Here is a 15,751-nt window from a genome sequence, read left to right as displayed (position 1 = left end):
GAATTAATGTAATTTAAAATATAGCCTGGAGGTTTTATGAGTAAAGATCCTAATGTAGAAGAAATTATAAAGGAGTTTGATCCAATAGCAAATAAAATAGCAAATAAAGAGTTCACTGAAGCAGAAAAGCAAGAACAAACAAGACAGGAGCAAGAGTTGTTTGAGTCTGAGGGAGATAGTATTTTTTTTAGTAGTACTGATACTACACCTGCTACTGCCACTTCAACATCTTCGCTTTCAGCTAGTGCTTTAGCAGGAGGTATATCAGGAGATGGCTTTATAGATCCAATAACTGAAGCTATTCGAAAAGAAATTTTGGAAAAGCAGCGTGATTTAATAAGAAATCAGTTACTAAAAAAAAATGCAGAAAATCCTGATCTGAAACCTAATTTTGAAAATGACGAAAAATTTAGAGATTTTTTAAGAACTTTAAATGAAGATCCAAATAAAAGAGAATTATACGATAAAGCTTTAGAAAATCCTGATCTTAAAAAGGGATTAGAAAATATAGAAATAGCAGGCTATAAGAACGTTCATGCATCACATAGTGCAGAAGTTTATCGTGAAAATAAAATTAAAGAAGAACAAGAAGAGTTATTAAGAAATTATCTTAATAATGATCCTGCTTACTCAGAAGAAGCAAAAGATAAAGAAAAATTCAGACAATTTTTAGCAAACCTTAATGCAGAGGAAAGACAAGGCTTATATGATAAAGCTTTATCTAACGAGCAGTTTAAAGGGCAGTATGAAAACATTAGACAAGAATATGCCAATAAATATGTTGGTGGATTTAGGTCAATGCAATGGGAAAATCAAGTAAGTGCAGGCGATCTTAGATCAACAGTAATTAAAAATGATGCTGGTGAAGAAATTTGTACGTTAGCCGAAAAAACTCATAAAACTGCTCCGATGACTGTCTATAAGCAGGATGGTACTCCAGTTACAGTTAATTCATATAGAACGATAGACTTTCCTATAGACCTTGAGGGCAAAAGTGGTACGATGCATTTATCGCTTGTTGCACAAAATAAAGAGGGTAAATCTAATAATGCACTCCGTTTTACTGCTCACTATGAAGCAGATCCGCATCCTGATGGCACTCCTAAACTCAAAGAAATAAGCTCACCGCAACCTATAAAATTTATGGGGAAAGATGAAAATGCCGTAGGTTATATAGAGCATGGTGGAGAAATTTATACGTTGCCTGTAACACGAGGCAAATATGAAGCCATGATGAAAGAGGTTGCAGTAAATAAAGGGCAGGGCGTTGATGTCTCACAAACTATAGACCAAGATATTTATAGAGTTCAAGGAGGTGAAAAATCTGTATCTTCGCAGCAAATAGATCCAGCAAATGAAAAGCCTATTGAAACTAAAAATACAGCGATACCTGAACCTCAATCGGGGATAGCTTCCAATCAAGTGCCTCCTGTAACACCTCTTAGTTCAGGGCAAAAGCCTGTGGTTTCACAAATGCCACAACCACAACAAGCTGAGATTTCGCAGCCACAACCACAATCACAAGATATAGTGGATGCAGCAAAAGGCTTATCGCAAGCTATGCAGAATTTATTAGATCAGTTAAATAAAGATTTAAAAAATGAAAATGAGCCAGCTGGTTTAATCGGTGAGGTAGCAGAGAAAATCTTAGGAGAGAAAGAAGCAAGCGTTGACCAAAAACAAGCAGGAATTAATACTTTAGCTGAAAATGTATTAGGCAATAAAGAGCTTCCTGAAGAGGTAAGGATAGAGGGTTTAGGTAAAATATTAGACACAATAAATAATGATAATGTTTTATCAGAACCACAAAAAGGAATTCTGCTAAAAGATATGATGACTGCTATTTTAAATACAGATGATATAGGGTTAGCTTCTAAAAAACAATTAGCAGGAAAGATAACTGACTCTGCTTTAGAGCTTAAAGAGCCAGATGTAAGATTGCAGGCTATTAATGGCATAACTGATGCTGTACTAGACAGTAACCTGAATAAAGACGAAAAAGGAGAGATATTTGAAGTAATAAGGAATGTAATAGAAGCTTCGAAGCATCCACTTCAAGAGAAAAGCCAATTAATAAGCGATGTGCTAGATAAAGGTAAGGGTGCAGAAATTTTAAGCCCTGAGCAGTTGCACCTAATGCAACAAAATTTAGATAAAATTAAAGAAAAGCAAGCAGCAGAAGAAACAATAAAAAAAGTAAACGGTATTTTATATGATCCTTTATCTGATGCTGTAAAAAAGACGGATGCAATAAAAACTATCACTATAGATGTTTTAGATGGTCCAGCTAAAGCGGAAGTAAAAGGTGAAATAGTTCAAGGTATTACAAAAGAAGTTGCTCAAAGTCCTTTAAGTATTAAGGATAAAGTAGGTATTATTGAGGTTGTGGGTGAGGCTATAGCTAGTCATAAAGACATGTCTATACCAGAGAAAGCTACTATTGCTTCATTTGCAGAAGATGGAATTGTAAAAAGTACAGCTGAGCTGAAAGATAAAGAACTAATGACCAAAGGCTTGATAGATGGAATTCATAAGGGTATAGGAAATGCAAGTCCTGAAATAACTCAAGGTGTTGTTAAAAGCATTAAAGATAATGCTGTACCTGAAGATAAATCTACTCTTGAAAATATAGCAAACGAAGCAATATTAGAAAGGGAAATGCAGAATTTAACTCAAGGGTTAAAAGGACAAAATCTAGAACAAGATAAACCAGAGAAAGATATAGTTAAAGCTGCAAGAGAAACAATGGAGGCTTTGGGAAATCTTAATAAAGCTGCTGAGCCTGGATTTGAAAAAGGACCTGTTGATGATATATCAAAACAACAAACAGAAAAACCTATAGTCTCTGAAGAAGAAAAAGTTGTACAAGAAACTTCAAGTAGGTTAAATGATATATCTCAATTTATAAGTAAAAAAGTTAATAACCTCCGTAGCCTTCTTGATGAACGCGGAAATCTTAAAACTAATGAAGAAAAGAAAGCTGAATCGGAAAAGCAAGCTAAAGATTTAACTGAAAAGTTTAATGAAAAATCTTCTACTAAAGATCAGTTAGATTTCATACAGGCTAATTTAATTGATAATAAAGATTTATCTAAAGATGCTCGTTTAAAAGCTATAGATAATTTATTACAAGAACAGGTGGAAAAAAGAGGGGCAGCTGTTTCAGGACAATCTCAAGATAAAACGGAAGATGTAAGAACTTTATCAGGAAAGTCTGAATTAAAAACTGTAAGTAAAGATGAACCGGATATTGAAAGAGCTAAAATGGTTGTAGGAAAAGATAAAGTTAATATTAAGGATAATGTCCAAATTATGGCAAAATTGACGGAAGCAAAAAATGCTATACACTCAGAAAATCCTACAATATCCAATGTCAAAGCTCCTAATGGCACTAAAAAAGGACAATCATTTCCATGGGCACCGTCAAGTTAAGTAAATTAGTGTCACAAAGTACTATATTTTTAGATTTTAGACAGCAAGAAGTCTTTGAGTAGCTTCATCCCAAATGGATTTAGCGGACGCAAATGCAATTCTTTGCTCAGATGCTGTTTTAGTATATCTTCCAACATTTACAGCAAATATATTTCTGACTTTTCCCATCAGTGATAATGTAGGCACCGTCAAGTTAAGGGAGGTATAAATTAAGTATTGAGCAATTACAGGGAATGATTTATAGAATAGCAGTAACAATTTATCCTAGATTTTACCGCTATGCATATTACTCAAGCCCCGAATAGACATCGTTTTCCAGCAAGCATTATTAGCCATACAGTATGGTTATATCATCGCTTTAATAATAGTTACCGAGATGTTCAAGAGCAGATGGCTTATCGAGGTATTATATTAAGTCATGAGACTGTAAGGTTTTGGTGTTATAAGTTTGTAGTTTATTTTCAAGATGTTATTAGTAAGAGAGAGCGAAAGCCAACTGATAAATGGCATTTGGATGAGATGAATATCAAGATCAAAGGTGAAGTATTCATATTATGGAGAGCTGTTGACTCTGAGGGACATGAATTAGAAGTATTACTGCAGAAGCGTCGTAACAAGAAATCAGCTATTCGCTTTTTATCAAGATTATTGGTTAATTATCCATGTCCAAGGGTTATTGTGACTGATAAGCTAAAAAGCTACATTAAACCAGTTAGGTATATGTGTCCTAGGACTAAGCATCGTACCGATAAAAGACTAAATAATCGGATTGAGAATGCCCATCAGCCAACTAGGAGAAAAGAGAAGATACTGATTAAATTTAAGCATCCTAATTCAGCACAATGTACATTATCACTGATGGGAAAAGTCAGAAATATATTTGCTGTAAATGTTGGAAGATATACTAAAACAGCATCTGAGCAAAGAATTGCATTTGCGTCCGCTAAATCCATTTGGGATGAAGCTACTCAAAGACTTCTTGCTGTCTGAAATCTAAAAATATAGTACTTTGTGACACTAATTTACTTAACTTGACGGTGCCAATGGAACTTGTAATCCTAATAAAAAGAACTTTGCTTGTTTTCTCGTTAGTAATGGATATACAAATGATACACGTACTAATAACCCTTTAGATGGAGTTAAAGCAAGGGATCATTTATTTCATAAATTATCTTCTTCTTATAATAAAAAAGTTCTTAGTGGTGGAAGACATTTAAATAATATTGGTAGAAATCTAGAAATTAGCGAAACTATGGAGTGGTTATCTAATTGTAAATTTGTTATTGCTTATGAAAATCAAACACATAATGGGTATATGACTAAAAAGCTATTTCAAGCATATTTCGCCGGTGCTATACCAATATATTATGGTGATAAAACTGCGGTATTACAAGATATAAATAAGGATGCTATAATTTATGCATGCGATTTTAATACGGAAGATGATTTAGTTGATTATATTAAAAAAGTAGATAATGATGATTCATTATATTGTGACATTTGGAATAAAAACCTGTTAATAGATCCAAGTAAGGATTGGTCGGTAGTACAAGATAAATTGCGTACTAAAATATTACAATTGTTAGATGAAAAACTTAAAAAGTAAATGTATGAAAAACAAGAAAAAGTTTATATGTGCTATATTTTTTATAGCATTAGTCATTTTTTTAGCTTTTTATACAAAAAAATATTATAAGCAATATTATTTTAATAATATTGTACAAGAAAAATATAAATACCAATATGACTTTGCAATATTAAACAAATCTTTTACTAGAGATTTAAATAGAAGTTTGCATCTATACGAATCATTTGAAAAATATTTTGTCGATGCTGAAAATACACCCTTTTATGTTGTAGTCGGTAAGGATGAACTTGACTTATTCAAAAATGCTTTTGCTGATCTTAAAAATAAAGGTGCTATACAACGAATGCCTAATTTTATGACAGAAAATGAAGTGTTAGAAAAATGCGGTGAGCCTGATGTGACCATTCAAGGCAATTGGACACAACAAGTTTGTAAATTATGTTTTGGTACTTTAGGGATAGCAAAAAATTATATAACTATAGATTCAGATACTTACTTTACCAAAAAATTTGATAAATCTGTTTTATTTCATGGCGATGTAATTAAAACTTGGGCTTCTAAAAAAGGTCTGGAACAAATAGAAGCAGATAAGAAATATAAAACGTATTTTCCTACCATGAGCTGTAAGCTTAATCAAGGTATAGCAATAGATACTAAATTAAATTGGTATGATTCATTAACTTTTATAAAACAGTTCTTTGGTGGCAATAAAATTGATGAGAATTATGCTTTTGTTACTACACATCAGTTTTTTAGTTCTGATGCTATTAATAGAATGAAAAAGTTTATTAAAAATAAAGGATATAATTTTGCAACTCTTATTTTTTTAATACCTTTTGAATTTCAATGGTACGGAGAATATGTACTTCAGCACGAACCTTTCTTCATAGGAGAGGGAGTATTTTCTTTAATAGATAATGAAAGTGATTGTATTCCCGAAGAAGGGTATGACGTACATTATGGCGTTACTTATCAAGCAATTATATATCTAGACCCAAGCCGCTGTGAATCTGGACAAATCCAATGTGATAGAAAGGAAATTATCTATAAACGACCTGACCATTGCCCTGTTTTAAAAAAATAACAAATTACTAATTAAGTTTAAATCAAGGTTAATATAAATATTGTAACTGTTAAAAAGCTTAATAAAAAACTAAAATATTGATTATAATATGAAAAATAAAACTAAATCTAGATATATATTACTCTTGATAGTTTTAGTAATTCCCTTAGCTTTTTATACAAAAAAATATTATAAGCACTATAATTTTAATAATATTGTACAAGAAAAATATAAATACCAATATGATTTTGCGGTACTAAATAAATCTTTTACTAGAGATTTAAATAGAAGCTTACATTTATATGAATCATTTGAAAAATATTTTGTCGATGCTGAAAATACACCCTTTTATGTTGTAGTCGGTAAGGATGAACTTGACTTATTCAAAAATGCTTTTACTGATCTTAAAAATAAAGGTGCTATACAACGAATGCCTAATTTTATGACAGAAAATGAAGTGTTAGAAAAATGCGGTGAGCCTGATGTGACCATTCAAGGCAATTGGACACAACAAGTTTGTAAATTATGTTTTGGTACTTTAGGAGGCACCGTCAAGTTAAGGGAGGTATAAATTAAGTATTGAGCAATTACAGGGAATGATTTATAGAATAGCAGTAACAATTTATCCTAGATTTTACCGCTATGCATATTACTCAAGCCCCGAATAGACATCGTTTTCCAGCAAGCATTATTAGCCATACAGTATGGTTATATCATCGCTTTAATAATAGTTACCGAGATGTTCAAGAGCAGATGGCTTATCGAGGTATTATATTAAGTCATGAGACTGTAAGGTTTTGGTGTTATAAGTTTGTAGTTTATTTTCAAGATGTTATTAGTAAGAGAGAGCGAAAGCCAACTGATAAATGGCATTTGGATGAGATGAATATCAAGATCAAAGGTGAAGTATTCATATTATGGAGAGCTGTTGACTCTGAGGGACATGAATTAGAAGTATTACTGCAGAAGCGTCGTAACAAGAAATCAGCTATTCGCTTTTTATCAAGATTATTGGGTAATTATCCATGTCCAAGGGTTATTGTGACTGATAAGCTAAAAAGCTACATTAAACCAGTTAGGTATATGTGTCCTAGGACTAAGCATCGTACCGATAAAAGACTAAATAATCGGATTGAGAATGCCCATCAGCCAACTAGGAGAAAAGAGAAGATACTGATTAAATTTAAGCATCCTAATTCAGCACAATGTACATTATCACTGATGGGAAAAGTCAGAAATATATTTGCTGTAAATGTTGGAAGATATACTAAAACAGCATCTGAGCAAAGAATTGCATTTGCGTCCGCTAAATCCATTTGGGATGAAGCTACTCAAAGACTTCTTGCTGTCTGAAATCTAAAAATATAGTACTTTGTGACACTAATTTACTTAACTTGACGGTGCCATTTGTTGTGATAAAAAGCAAATTTGTTTTTGTTCATTATTAAGATTACAATTTAAATTCCAAGCTCCATATTTTTTAGGTGCTGTTGAAGCATTAACATTTTCCACCCTAAATAATACAAAAACCCCAGCTATTACAAATAACCCGCTACAAACAAATATAATTTTCTTTATGTAATTTTTCATTTTACTTTTAACCTTTTTAAAATATTTTCTTTCCCTAAAATTTCAGCAATTTCAAATATGCTAGGTGAGCCAACCATACCCGTAATTAAAGCTCTCACAGGCTTCATAACTTCATTTAGCTTTAAACTATTTTCTGTTGCTATTTTCTTAAATTCAGACTGCACTGATTCTTTATCAAACTGCTCAAGTTTTTCTAGGCTTTCTATAACATTGCTAAGCAAATTTTTATCGCAATTTTCTATAATTTCCTTTGCCTCATTTTCATAAGCAATAGGAGTATCTATTAAATAAATTTTGGCAAGATTTGCTAAATCTAATAATGTTTCGCTTCTAACTAATAAACCTTGTAGACCATGTTTTATATAATTTACTTCCTGCTCGCTGACCTTGTAATTTCGATTTAATATCTCTAAAATTTTAGTAATTAAACTGTTCTCATCAAGCATTCTTAAATAATGGCTATTTAAGCTGTTCATTTTAGTAAAATCAAGCCTTGCAGGTGATTTACCAAGTGAATCTAGGTTAAACCATTTTATTGCTTGATCCATCTTGATAATCTCATCATCCCCATGACTCCAACCAAGACGCAATAGATAATTACATAAGCTTTCCGGCAAATACCCCATATCCTTATAAGCTTCAACACCTAAAGCCCCATGCCTTTTAGACAATTTAGCACCATCTGCTCCATGAATTAGCGGTATATGAGTCATGCTTGGAACGTGGTAACCAAAAGCGTTATATATAGCGATTTGCCTTGCAGCATTCGTTAAATGATCATCACCTCTAATAATATGAGTTATGCCCATATCGTGATCATCCACCACCACGGCTAGCATGTAAGTAGCAGTGCCGTCACTACGCAATAGTACCATATCATCAATGTGAGAGTTCTCAATTACTACGTCACCCTGCAAAGTATCATTAATTGTTATACTGCCTGTGCGAGGAGTTTTTAAACGTATAACCGGCTTTATGTCTTTTGGGTAAGTATCAGGAGTTTTATCTCGCCACCTACTATTAAAAATAAAATGCTGCTTATTTTCTAGAGCTTCTTGTCTTTGCTTTTCTATTTCTTCCTGAGGCGTAAAACAATAATATGCCTTACCCTCTGCAAGCAACTTTAATGCTGCTTCCTTATAAAGATCATTGCGTTTAGATTGGAATACAACTTCATCATCCCAATTAAGCCCTAGCCATTTCAGTCCTGAAAATATGGCTTCTACCGCTGCTTCTGTTGATCTTTCTCTATCGGTATCTTCAATACGTAGTAAGAATTTGCCGTTATTATGCTTAGCAAATAAATAATTGAATAAAGCCGTTCTTGCTGAACCTATATGCAAAAACCCCGTCGGTGACGGAGCAAATCTAGTAATTATGTTGTTAGTCATTTATTTAAATATATATTAAGTACATAAAAATTAGTAGACGAAGTTTAATTTGGAAAAGAGCAAGGAATCCACAAGACGAGGAACGGAGCGTACACGCAAGTAACGTGAGTACCAAAGTACTTGTAGGATGACGTAGCCAATTTTTCAAATTAAACGAGTATACACATAAAATAATTTACATCTATATCATCATCACTTAAATGCCATTCATCTTTAGCTAAATTATACACCAAACCTTTTAGCTCCTCAATTTCTACATTAGTGTCTGCGAGCATCTCATAAATTTCAGATGGTTTTAGAAACTTACTATAATCATGAGTATTTTTTGGCACCCATCCGAGTATATATTCAGCTGCTATTATCCCAAGTAAATAAGCTTTTTTAGTGCGGTTAATCGTAGAAATTATAGCCATACCTTTTGGCTTAATACGCTTTACCAAATTAAGCATAAATTCTTGAACATTTTCCACATGCTCGATAACTTCAAGACAAATCACTACATCATATTGCTTATCATTCTCTAATTCTTCTATAGTGCTTTTTAAATAATTTACCTTAATATTATTTTCTGTAGCATAAGCCAAAGCAGTATCAATATTACTTTGCAAAGCATCAATAGCCGTAACCTTAAAACCTTGTATTGCAAGATTAGTAGCAATTAAACCGCCACCACAACCTACATCTAATATTTCCAAATCAGAAATATCGTTGTAATGCGATTTTATCTTCTCTATTATATAGTTAAGGCGAATAGGATTTATGCGGTGTAAAATACCGAATTCCCCATCCTTATTCCACCAACTATGAGAGATTTTCTCAAATTTTTCTAATTCGTTTTTATTAACTGAAGACATAGCTATAATATACTTATATGGTACTAATAATACTAGCCCTAATTTTAATTAGCTGCATATTTGCTCCTATTGGCTGCATAGCATTATGGAAAAGATATGTTTACTTTGGCGATGGGCTTGCTCATAGTAGCTTTCTTGCAGTCAGCATTAGTATTATTGCTCATTTTCCATTAATATATTCAGGATTAATTGTTGCAATTCTTTTTTCAATTTTTGTGTTTATCTTCCAAAATAATTCTGAGAAAAATGCAGTTATTAATTTAATTTCTAGCTCTATGCTGGCTATTGCTTTAATTATTAATTATTTTTCTTCTACACAAAACAATATAGTAAATTTACTATTTGGCGATATTTTATCTGTAGCTTTTGATGATTTAATTGTGCTAGCAATAATGCTTATAGCTACTATATGTTTTATTACATATTTTTATAATAAAATTCTTCTTATAATTATTAACAGAGATATTGCCGTAATTAAAGGCGTAAAAGTTAATATTATAGAACTACTATTTTTACTTATTTTATCTATATCAGTATTTTCTGCAATTAAAATAGTTGGGGTTCTTATGGTGACGGCTGTGTTACTTATTCCTGCTATGATTGCAAGGTTTATGGTAGGCGGCCCTGCTATGATGATTATAATATCAATTTTTATTTCGCTATTTATTAATTTCTGTGCTGCTACTGCCTCTTTTTATTTCGATCTTCCTCTAACGCCATTAGTTATAATAATCGGCTCGTTGATTTATGGGGTGTTGTATTTAAAAAGATTGTCTTTTTGAATAGAAAGAAAACAAGTAGAATAGCTTTTGAAATTTTAAAATAAAAAATTACAATAAAAGGAAATCTTAATTATGTTTATAGAACTTTATAATAGAATTGATGGCAAACTTCATTTTTGGCAAACATGGGATAATGAGCAAAAAACAAAATTAATAATACCCTATGGAATAGTAGGTATAAAAGGAAAATATGATGAATTTGATGTATCACCTCAGCTATATGAAGATATAGGTAATAAAATAGAGCAGCTTACACAAGAAGGTTATAGACCTATAGATATAGATGATCATGCAATACTTATAGTTGAGTATAACGTGACAGATGATTTTGGTCCTTCAGAAGATTTAGAAAAAAGACATAAGCTGCAAGATTTATTAGGAGAAATTTTAGGATGGACAGGGCTGGGAAATTGTGACGGTGGTAGTGTTGGTGCGGGGACAATGGAAGTATGTTGTTATGTAGTTGATTTTGATATAGCCAAAAAAGTAATAGAAGAGGAATTAAAAAATACAGAGTTTGAAGATTATACTAGAATTTATAATGAAAGTGAAGATAGCGAAGATGAAGAGTTCAAGTAAAAATATATTGGCATTTTTATATAAAATATATGTGCTTTTACAACACCTAATTTTAATGGCACCGTCAAGTTAAGGGAGGTATAAATTAAGTATTGAGCAATTACAGGGAATGATTTATAGAATAGCAGTAACAATTTATCCTAGATTTTACCGCTATGCATATTACTCAAGCCCCGAATAGACATCGTTTTCCAGCAAGCATTATTAGCCATACAGTATGGTTATATCATCGCTTTAATAATAGTTACCGAGATGTTCAAGAGCAGATGGCTTATCGAGGTATTATATTAAGTCATGAGACTGTAAGGTTTTGGTGTTATAAGTTTGTAGTTTATTTTCAAGATGTTATTAGTAAGAGAGAGCGAAAGCCAACTGATAAATGGCATTTGGATGAGATGAATATCAAGATCAAAGGTGAAGTATTCATATTATGGAGAGCTGTTGACTCTGAGGGACATGAATTAGAAGTATTACTGCAGAAGCGTCGTAACAAGAAATCAGCTATTCGCTTTTTATCAAGATTATTGGGTAATTATCCATGTCCAAGGGTTATTGTGACTGATAAGCTAAAAAGCTACATTAAACCAGTTAGGTATATGTGTCCTAGGACTAAGCATCGTACCGATAAAAGACTAAATAATCGGATTGAGAATGCCCATCAGCCAACTAGGAGAAAAGAGAAGATACTGATTAAATTTAAGCATCCTAATTCAGCACAATGTACATTATCACTGATGGGAAAAGTCAGAAATATATTTGCTGTAAATGTTGGAAGATATACTAAAACAGCATCTGAGCAAAGAATTGCATTTGCGTCCGCTAAATCCATTTGGGATGAAGCTACTCAAAGACTTCTTGCTGTCTGAAATCTAAAAATATAGTACTTTGTGACACTAATTTACTTAACTTGACGGTGCCGTCTGAAATCTAAAAATATAGTACTTTGTGACACTAATTTACTTAACTTGACGGTGCCCTCCCTTAACTTGACGGTGCCGCAAATAGTAATCAGCAATTTTTAAACTGTCTGAAATAGGTATAGCTTTATGAAGTTTGGCAATTTTGTTTGTGATGAAAGTAAATTTAGGCCATAAAGCAAGTTGTCCGTAACAATAAGCTAAAGTAACTAAATTATCTGCATCATATTCATTTAAATTATAAGCTTTAATAGCATAATTCTCAGCTTCTTGATAAAGTCCTTTATCGTAATAAAGTCTGGCTAAATTTTTATTGCTATAAAAAGCAAATTCTTTTGATTTAGAAAGATTTTGCAAATAAGCGATTTTCTTATCTACCTCCTCTTCTGTTTCGGCTAAAATTAAGTTATGAAATTCTTTTAAATTTTCACAAGATGAATTCTTGCGGGCAATAGAGCCTGCTTTAATTTTATCACCAGTAATATATTTTGCAAAGGCTAGAACTAATGAATATCTATCATTATTGATTTTACGATTGCTAAAAACATTATGTATCTTAATTGGTAAGTCGATAATTAATATCAAAAATCTTATTATGATAAAACCAAGTACTATTAATAGAATTAAGATAATTAGACTAAAGAAAAAAGTAGTTTCAATATTATAATTATATAAACTAATGAAAACCTTTGAATCAAAGCTTTGCGTTAAGGTAAAGCCAAAATAAAGAAGAAAAAGAGCAGCACATATTAATAATAATCTAAACATCTTTATTTATAAACTCCTGCATAAATTTTTCTGAATAAAGAAAATTAATTAGATATTTTAATTTTTCTAGGATCAAGGATTTATCTTGTTCTTTTATAGTTATACTAGAAGGTCTTTTCTCAATTTTAACAAATTTTTCAAGCCATTTATGATTTAATGGGAAAATTACTTCTACTCTTTCAGATTTAGAAATAAGGTAATTATTATTATATTCTTCTAAGTTTGCTAAAATATTTTTTATTTCCTGAGGTAGCGGCAGAGATTTTAATACTGTTAATTCTTTACTATATTCCTGATCTTGTAAGAAATTATATGTTAACAAATTTGTATTTAGCAGATAATGAATATAATCAGGTGAATATATTTTTTGCTTAGGCTCAGGTTTTTGTTCTAATGTAGCAGTAGGAGCTTCGGGAAATTTTAAGGAATCTATATAATTAAAAAATGTTTTAGTAGATAGCAAAGGTGCTTCTTCTTTTACTTCTGTAATATTTGTTTCAATATCCTCTGGGGTATCAAGAGTTTGACTTAAGTTTTTATTTTCGCTTTTAAATAATTTTAAGATATCGCTCCTATTGTTATAAAGCGTAAAGGAAGATAAAGTAAATATTACTATCGCTATGAGAAAGATGTTACGGCTTTTAAATAAACTATTGAATTTTTGCATTTTCAAATAATAATTTGATTAAATCATTAGGATTTTGGTCATCACAATAAACCACATTTTTTAAAAAAGGTCTAACTATATTTGCAACTTTTGAACTTATAGCTATAACTAAACTATTTTGTAAATATTCTAATAAATTATTTTCATTCAATAATTTTAACAGAGTCTTAGCACTATTTTGAGAATAAACTAAAATAAAATCAACAGAATTTTTAAGTTCTTTTACAACAGATAACGGAAGATCATTTAAATATTCTACATTATAAATAATATAACGTTTTATCTTATCAGGCAAATCTTTAGTGATTTCATTTGAAGATAGATATATAGCTTGTTCATACAAATCAGCCGGAAAATGCTGTATCAAATCATCGACGTTTTTACCAGCATAGGCTATTTTAAAGCCTTTATTTATTAATATCTCTCTTGATTTATCACCCACCACCCAAATGTTGTGTTTGTAATCTAGGGGCTTGTCCACAGAATCTAGCTTATTACTAGATGCCGTGATCAAGTCACGGCATGACAAGTTGTTTATAATTGTGGCGGCATATTTGCTAGTTATTATTATATTTGAGTAGTTTTTTAAAATATTAGCATCAAAATCTAAAGTTTTATACTTAATTACAGGGCAGTTAATATAATGAAAATTTAAGCCATGGTTATTTATTTCTTGGGTAGTTTCTAAATTAGCCTCCCAGCTTCTAGTTAATAAAACCGATTTCATATAATATTTGTATTCCTATATAAATAGCTACTGCCCAAATTATAATAGCCGCTATTTTATTAACTATAGCTAAAATTGTGCTACTTTTATTCAGCTTTCTAATATTATAACCAGCAAAACCTAAAGAGAAAAACCATAACCAAGATACAAGCACGCAAGTTAAAGTAAATATAGTTTTTGTAAGTCCTTGATATTTTAAGGCACTTGTACCTATTACTACTATTGTATCCATAATTGGATGTGGATTTAATATCGATACTGATATAGCAAATAGAATCTGTTTTTTAGCTGAAAGTGCGTTCGAGTTATTAGTAAGATCAAGAGGCGGCTGATTCCAAGTATTATATCCCATATATAATAAAAAAATAAATCCCAAGACAAATATAGTAAGTTTTAGGGTAGGGATTTCAAAAATTATTAAAGACAAACCAAAAACGGCAGAGCAGATAAGAATAGTATCGCATATAGAAGCTGATATTATACTAGGTAGAACTTTTTGAAATTTTTGATGTGTAGCTCCTTGATTAAATATAAAAATATTCTGCACTCCTAAAGGGCACCGTCAAGTTAAGGGAGGTATAAATTAAGTATTGAGCAATTACAGGGAATGATTTATAGAATAGCAGGGCACCGTCAAGTTAAGTAAATTAGTGTCACAAAGTACTATATTTTTAGATTTCAGACAGCAAGAAGTCTTTGAGTAGCTTCATCCCAAATGGATTTAGCGGACGCAAATGCAATTCTTTGCTCAGATGCTGTTTTAGTATATCTTCCAACATTTACAGCAAATATATTTCTGACTTTTCCCATCAGTGATAATGTACATTGTGCTGAATTAGGATGCTTAAATTTAATCAGTATCTTCTCTTTTCTCCTAGTTGGCTGATGGGCATTCTCAATCCGATTATTTAGTCTTTTATCGGTACGATGCTTAGTCCTAGGACACATATACCTAACTGGTTTAATGTAGCTTTTTAGCTTATCAGTCACAATAACCCTTGGACATGGATAATTACCCAATAATCTTGATAAAAAGCGAATAGCTGATTTCTTGTTACGACGCTTCTGCAGTAATACTTCTAATTCATGTCCCTCAGAGTCAACAGCTCTCCATAATATGAATACTTCACCTTTGATCTTGATATTCATCTCATCCAAATGCCATTTATCAGTTGGCTTTCGCTCTCTCTTACTAATAACATCTTGAAAATAAACTACAAACTTATAACACCAAAACCTTACAGTCTCATGACTTAATATAATACCTCGATAAGCCATCTGCTCTTGAACATCTCGGTAACTATTATTAAAGCGATGATATAACCATACTGTATGGCTAATAATGCTTGCTGGAAAACGATGTCTATTCGGGGCTTGAGTAATATGCATAGCG

15 protein-coding genes and 4 pseudogenes are annotated in these 15,751 nt (G+C 31.6%); 8 read left to right on the top strand and 11 right to left on the bottom strand.

Going from position 1 to position 15,751, the window contains the following annotated elements:
* The first annotated feature begins 36 nt into the window (after positions 1–36).
* Complete coding sequence (locus BA173_RS01030; RefSeq protein WP_016947979.1) at positions 37–3,432, top strand: Sca4 family spreading effector; 3,396 nt, start codon at positions 37–39, stop codon at positions 3,430–3,432.
* A gap of 36 nt (positions 3,433–3,468) precedes the next feature.
* On the opposite strand, the gene BA173_RS08110 is transcribed toward BA173_RS01030, so the two are convergent.
* Positions 3,469–3,690, bottom strand: coding sequence for a hypothetical protein (locus BA173_RS08110; RefSeq protein WP_198387186.1), 222 nt, complete (start codon positions 3,688–3,690; stop codon positions 3,469–3,471).
* A 21-nt stretch (positions 3,691–3,711) separates the two neighbouring features.
* Between BA173_RS08110 and BA173_RS01020 the strand changes: the two genes are divergently transcribed.
* From BA173_RS01020 to BA173_RS01010, 3 genes and pseudogenes are all read left to right on the top strand, one after another.
* The gene (locus tag BA173_RS01020) at positions 3,712–4,422 is read left to right on the top strand and encodes an IS6 family transposase (RefSeq protein ID WP_095568250.1); all 711 of its coding nucleotides are present in this window, start codon (positions 3,712–3,714) and stop codon (positions 4,420–4,422) included.
* Between the two features lie 79 nt (positions 4,423–4,501).
* Positions 4,502–5,038: pseudogene (locus tag BA173_RS01015) on the top strand (glycosyltransferase family 10 domain-containing protein); the annotation flags it as partial.
* 4 nt (positions 5,039–5,042) lie between these two features.
* Positions 5,043–6,104: a DUF6492 family protein gene (locus tag BA173_RS01010; RefSeq protein ID WP_157738031.1), complete on the top strand. Its 1,062-nt coding sequence runs from the start codon at positions 5,043–5,045 to the stop codon at positions 6,102–6,104.
* Between the two features lie 471 nt (positions 6,105–6,575).
* On the opposite strand, the gene BA173_RS08765 is transcribed toward BA173_RS01010, so the two are convergent.
* Positions 6,576–6,704, bottom strand: coding sequence for a hypothetical protein (locus BA173_RS08765; protein WP_257789550.1), 129 nt, complete (start codon positions 6,702–6,704; stop codon positions 6,576–6,578).
* Positions 6,705–6,725: 21 nt separating this feature from the next.
* Between BA173_RS08765 and BA173_RS01000 the strand changes: the two genes are divergently transcribed.
* Positions 6,726–7,436, top strand: coding sequence for an IS6 family transposase (locus tag BA173_RS01000; protein ID WP_095568243.1), 711 nt, complete (start codon positions 6,726–6,728; stop codon positions 7,434–7,436).
* Between the two features lie 51 nt (positions 7,437–7,487).
* On the opposite strand, the pseudogene BA173_RS00995 reads toward BA173_RS01000, so the two are convergent.
* From BA173_RS00995 to ubiG, 3 genes and pseudogenes are all read right to left on the bottom strand, one after another.
* Positions 7,488–7,673, bottom strand: a pseudogene (locus BA173_RS00995) (invasion associated locus B family protein); the annotation flags it as partial.
* Entirely contained in the window at positions 7,670–9,064 is a 1,395-nt protein-coding gene (gltX, locus tag BA173_RS00990) for a glutamate--tRNA ligase (RefSeq protein ID WP_068042032.1), read from the bottom strand. The gene gltX and the pseudogene BA173_RS00995, both read right to left, overlap by 4 nt.
* A gap of 149 nt (positions 9,065–9,213) precedes the next feature.
* A complete protein-coding gene (ubiG, locus tag BA173_RS00985) occupies positions 9,214–9,918 on the bottom strand; it encodes a bifunctional 2-polyprenyl-6-hydroxyphenol methylase/3-demethylubiquinol 3-O-methyltransferase UbiG (RefSeq protein WP_016947758.1) in 705 nt (234 codons plus the stop codon).
* Between the two features lie 17 nt (positions 9,919–9,935).
* Between ubiG and BA173_RS00980 the strand changes: the two genes are divergently transcribed.
* Both BA173_RS00980 and BA173_RS00975 read left to right on the top strand, forming a co-directional pair.
* Complete coding sequence (locus BA173_RS00980; RefSeq protein WP_068042029.1) at positions 9,936–10,700, top strand: metal ABC transporter permease; 765 nt, start codon at positions 9,936–9,938, stop codon at positions 10,698–10,700.
* A 72-nt stretch (positions 10,701–10,772) separates the two neighbouring features.
* Positions 10,773–11,279, top strand: coding sequence for a hypothetical protein (locus tag BA173_RS00975; protein ID WP_016947983.1), 507 nt, complete (start codon positions 10,773–10,775; stop codon positions 11,277–11,279).
* Here BA173_RS00975 and BA173_RS07615 read toward each other — a convergent pair.
* Entirely contained in the window at positions 11,237–11,413 is a 177-nt protein-coding gene (locus tag BA173_RS07615) for a hypothetical protein (RefSeq protein WP_157738029.1), read from the bottom strand. The genes BA173_RS00975 and BA173_RS07615 overlap by 43 nt on opposite strands.
* 21 nt (positions 11,414–11,434) lie before the next feature.
* On the opposite strand from BA173_RS07615, the gene BA173_RS00970 reads away from it, so the two are divergent.
* A complete protein-coding gene (locus tag BA173_RS00970) occupies positions 11,435–12,145 on the top strand; it encodes an IS6 family transposase (RefSeq protein ID WP_095568243.1) in 711 nt (236 codons plus the stop codon).
* Positions 12,146–12,277: 132 nt separating this feature from the next.
* On the opposite strand, the pseudogene BA173_RS00965 reads toward BA173_RS00970, so the two are convergent.
* The 5 genes and pseudogenes from BA173_RS00965 to BA173_RS00945 form a co-directional block, all read right to left on the bottom strand.
* Positions 12,278–12,964: pseudogene (locus BA173_RS00965) on the bottom strand (tetratricopeptide repeat protein); the annotation flags it as partial.
* Positions 12,957–13,631: a hypothetical protein gene (locus BA173_RS00960; RefSeq protein ID WP_016947985.1), complete on the bottom strand. Its 675-nt coding sequence runs from the start codon at positions 13,629–13,631 to the stop codon at positions 12,957–12,959. The pseudogene BA173_RS00965 and the gene BA173_RS00960, both read right to left, overlap by 8 nt.
* Positions 13,615–14,358 (bottom strand): uroporphyrinogen-III synthase, encoded by a 744-nt coding sequence (locus BA173_RS00955; RefSeq protein WP_068042108.1) that lies wholly within the window; start codon positions 14,356–14,358, stop codon positions 13,615–13,617. Before BA173_RS00955 ends, BA173_RS00960 begins: the two co-directional genes overlap by 17 nt.
* Positions 14,336–14,914: pseudogene (locus tag BA173_RS00950) on the bottom strand (LysE/ArgO family amino acid transporter); the annotation flags it as partial. The pseudogene BA173_RS00950 and the gene BA173_RS00955, both read right to left, overlap by 23 nt.
* 122 nt (positions 14,915–15,036) lie before the next feature.
* Positions 15,037–15,747 (bottom strand): IS6 family transposase, encoded by a 711-nt coding sequence (locus BA173_RS00945; protein WP_095568243.1) that lies wholly within the window; start codon positions 15,745–15,747, stop codon positions 15,037–15,039.
* Between the last annotated feature and the right edge of the window lie 4 nt (positions 15,748–15,751).

Origin of the sequence: Rickettsia sp. MEAM1 (Bemisia tabaci) (assembly GCF_002285905.1) — a bacterium.
GTDB lineage: Bacteria > Pseudomonadota > Alphaproteobacteria > Rickettsiales > Rickettsiaceae > Rickettsia.
This window is presented reverse-complemented; position numbering and strand designations above follow the sequence as displayed.

Bases quoted from the DNA above. Each gene is read 5' to 3' on its own strand.
- BA173_RS01030 (WP_016947979.1), top strand. From the start codon at position 37: ATGAGTAAAGATCCTAATGTAGAAGAAATTATAAAGGAGTTTGATCCA.
- BA173_RS01020 (WP_095568250.1), top strand. From the start codon at position 3,712: ATGCATATTACTCAAGCCCCGAATAGACATCGTTTTCCAGCAAGCATT.
- BA173_RS01010 (WP_157738031.1), top strand. From the start codon at position 5,043: ATGAAAAACAAGAAAAAGTTTATATGTGCTATATTTTTTATAGCATTA.
- BA173_RS01000 (WP_095568243.1), top strand. From the start codon at position 6,726: ATGCATATTACTCAAGCCCCGAATAGACATCGTTTTCCAGCAAGCATT.
- gltX (WP_068042032.1), bottom strand. From the start codon at position 9,064: ATGACTAACAACATAATTACTAGATTTGCTCCGTCACCGACGGGGTTT.
- ubiG (WP_016947758.1), bottom strand. From the start codon at position 9,918: ATGTCTTCAGTTAATAAAAACGAATTAGAAAAATTTGAGAAAATCTCT.
- BA173_RS00980 (WP_068042029.1), top strand. From the start codon at position 9,936: ATGGTACTAATAATACTAGCCCTAATTTTAATTAGCTGCATATTTGCT.
- BA173_RS00975 (WP_016947983.1), top strand. From the start codon at position 10,773: ATGTTTATAGAACTTTATAATAGAATTGATGGCAAACTTCATTTTTGG.
- BA173_RS00970 (WP_095568243.1), top strand. From the start codon at position 11,435: ATGCATATTACTCAAGCCCCGAATAGACATCGTTTTCCAGCAAGCATT.
- BA173_RS00960 (WP_016947985.1), bottom strand. From the start codon at position 13,631: ATGCAAAAATTCAATAGTTTATTTAAAAGCCGTAACATCTTTCTCATA.
- BA173_RS00955 (WP_068042108.1), bottom strand. From the start codon at position 14,358: ATGAAATCGGTTTTATTAACTAGAAGCTGGGAGGCTAATTTAGAAACT.
- BA173_RS00945 (WP_095568243.1), bottom strand. From the start codon at position 15,747: ATGCATATTACTCAAGCCCCGAATAGACATCGTTTTCCAGCAAGCATT.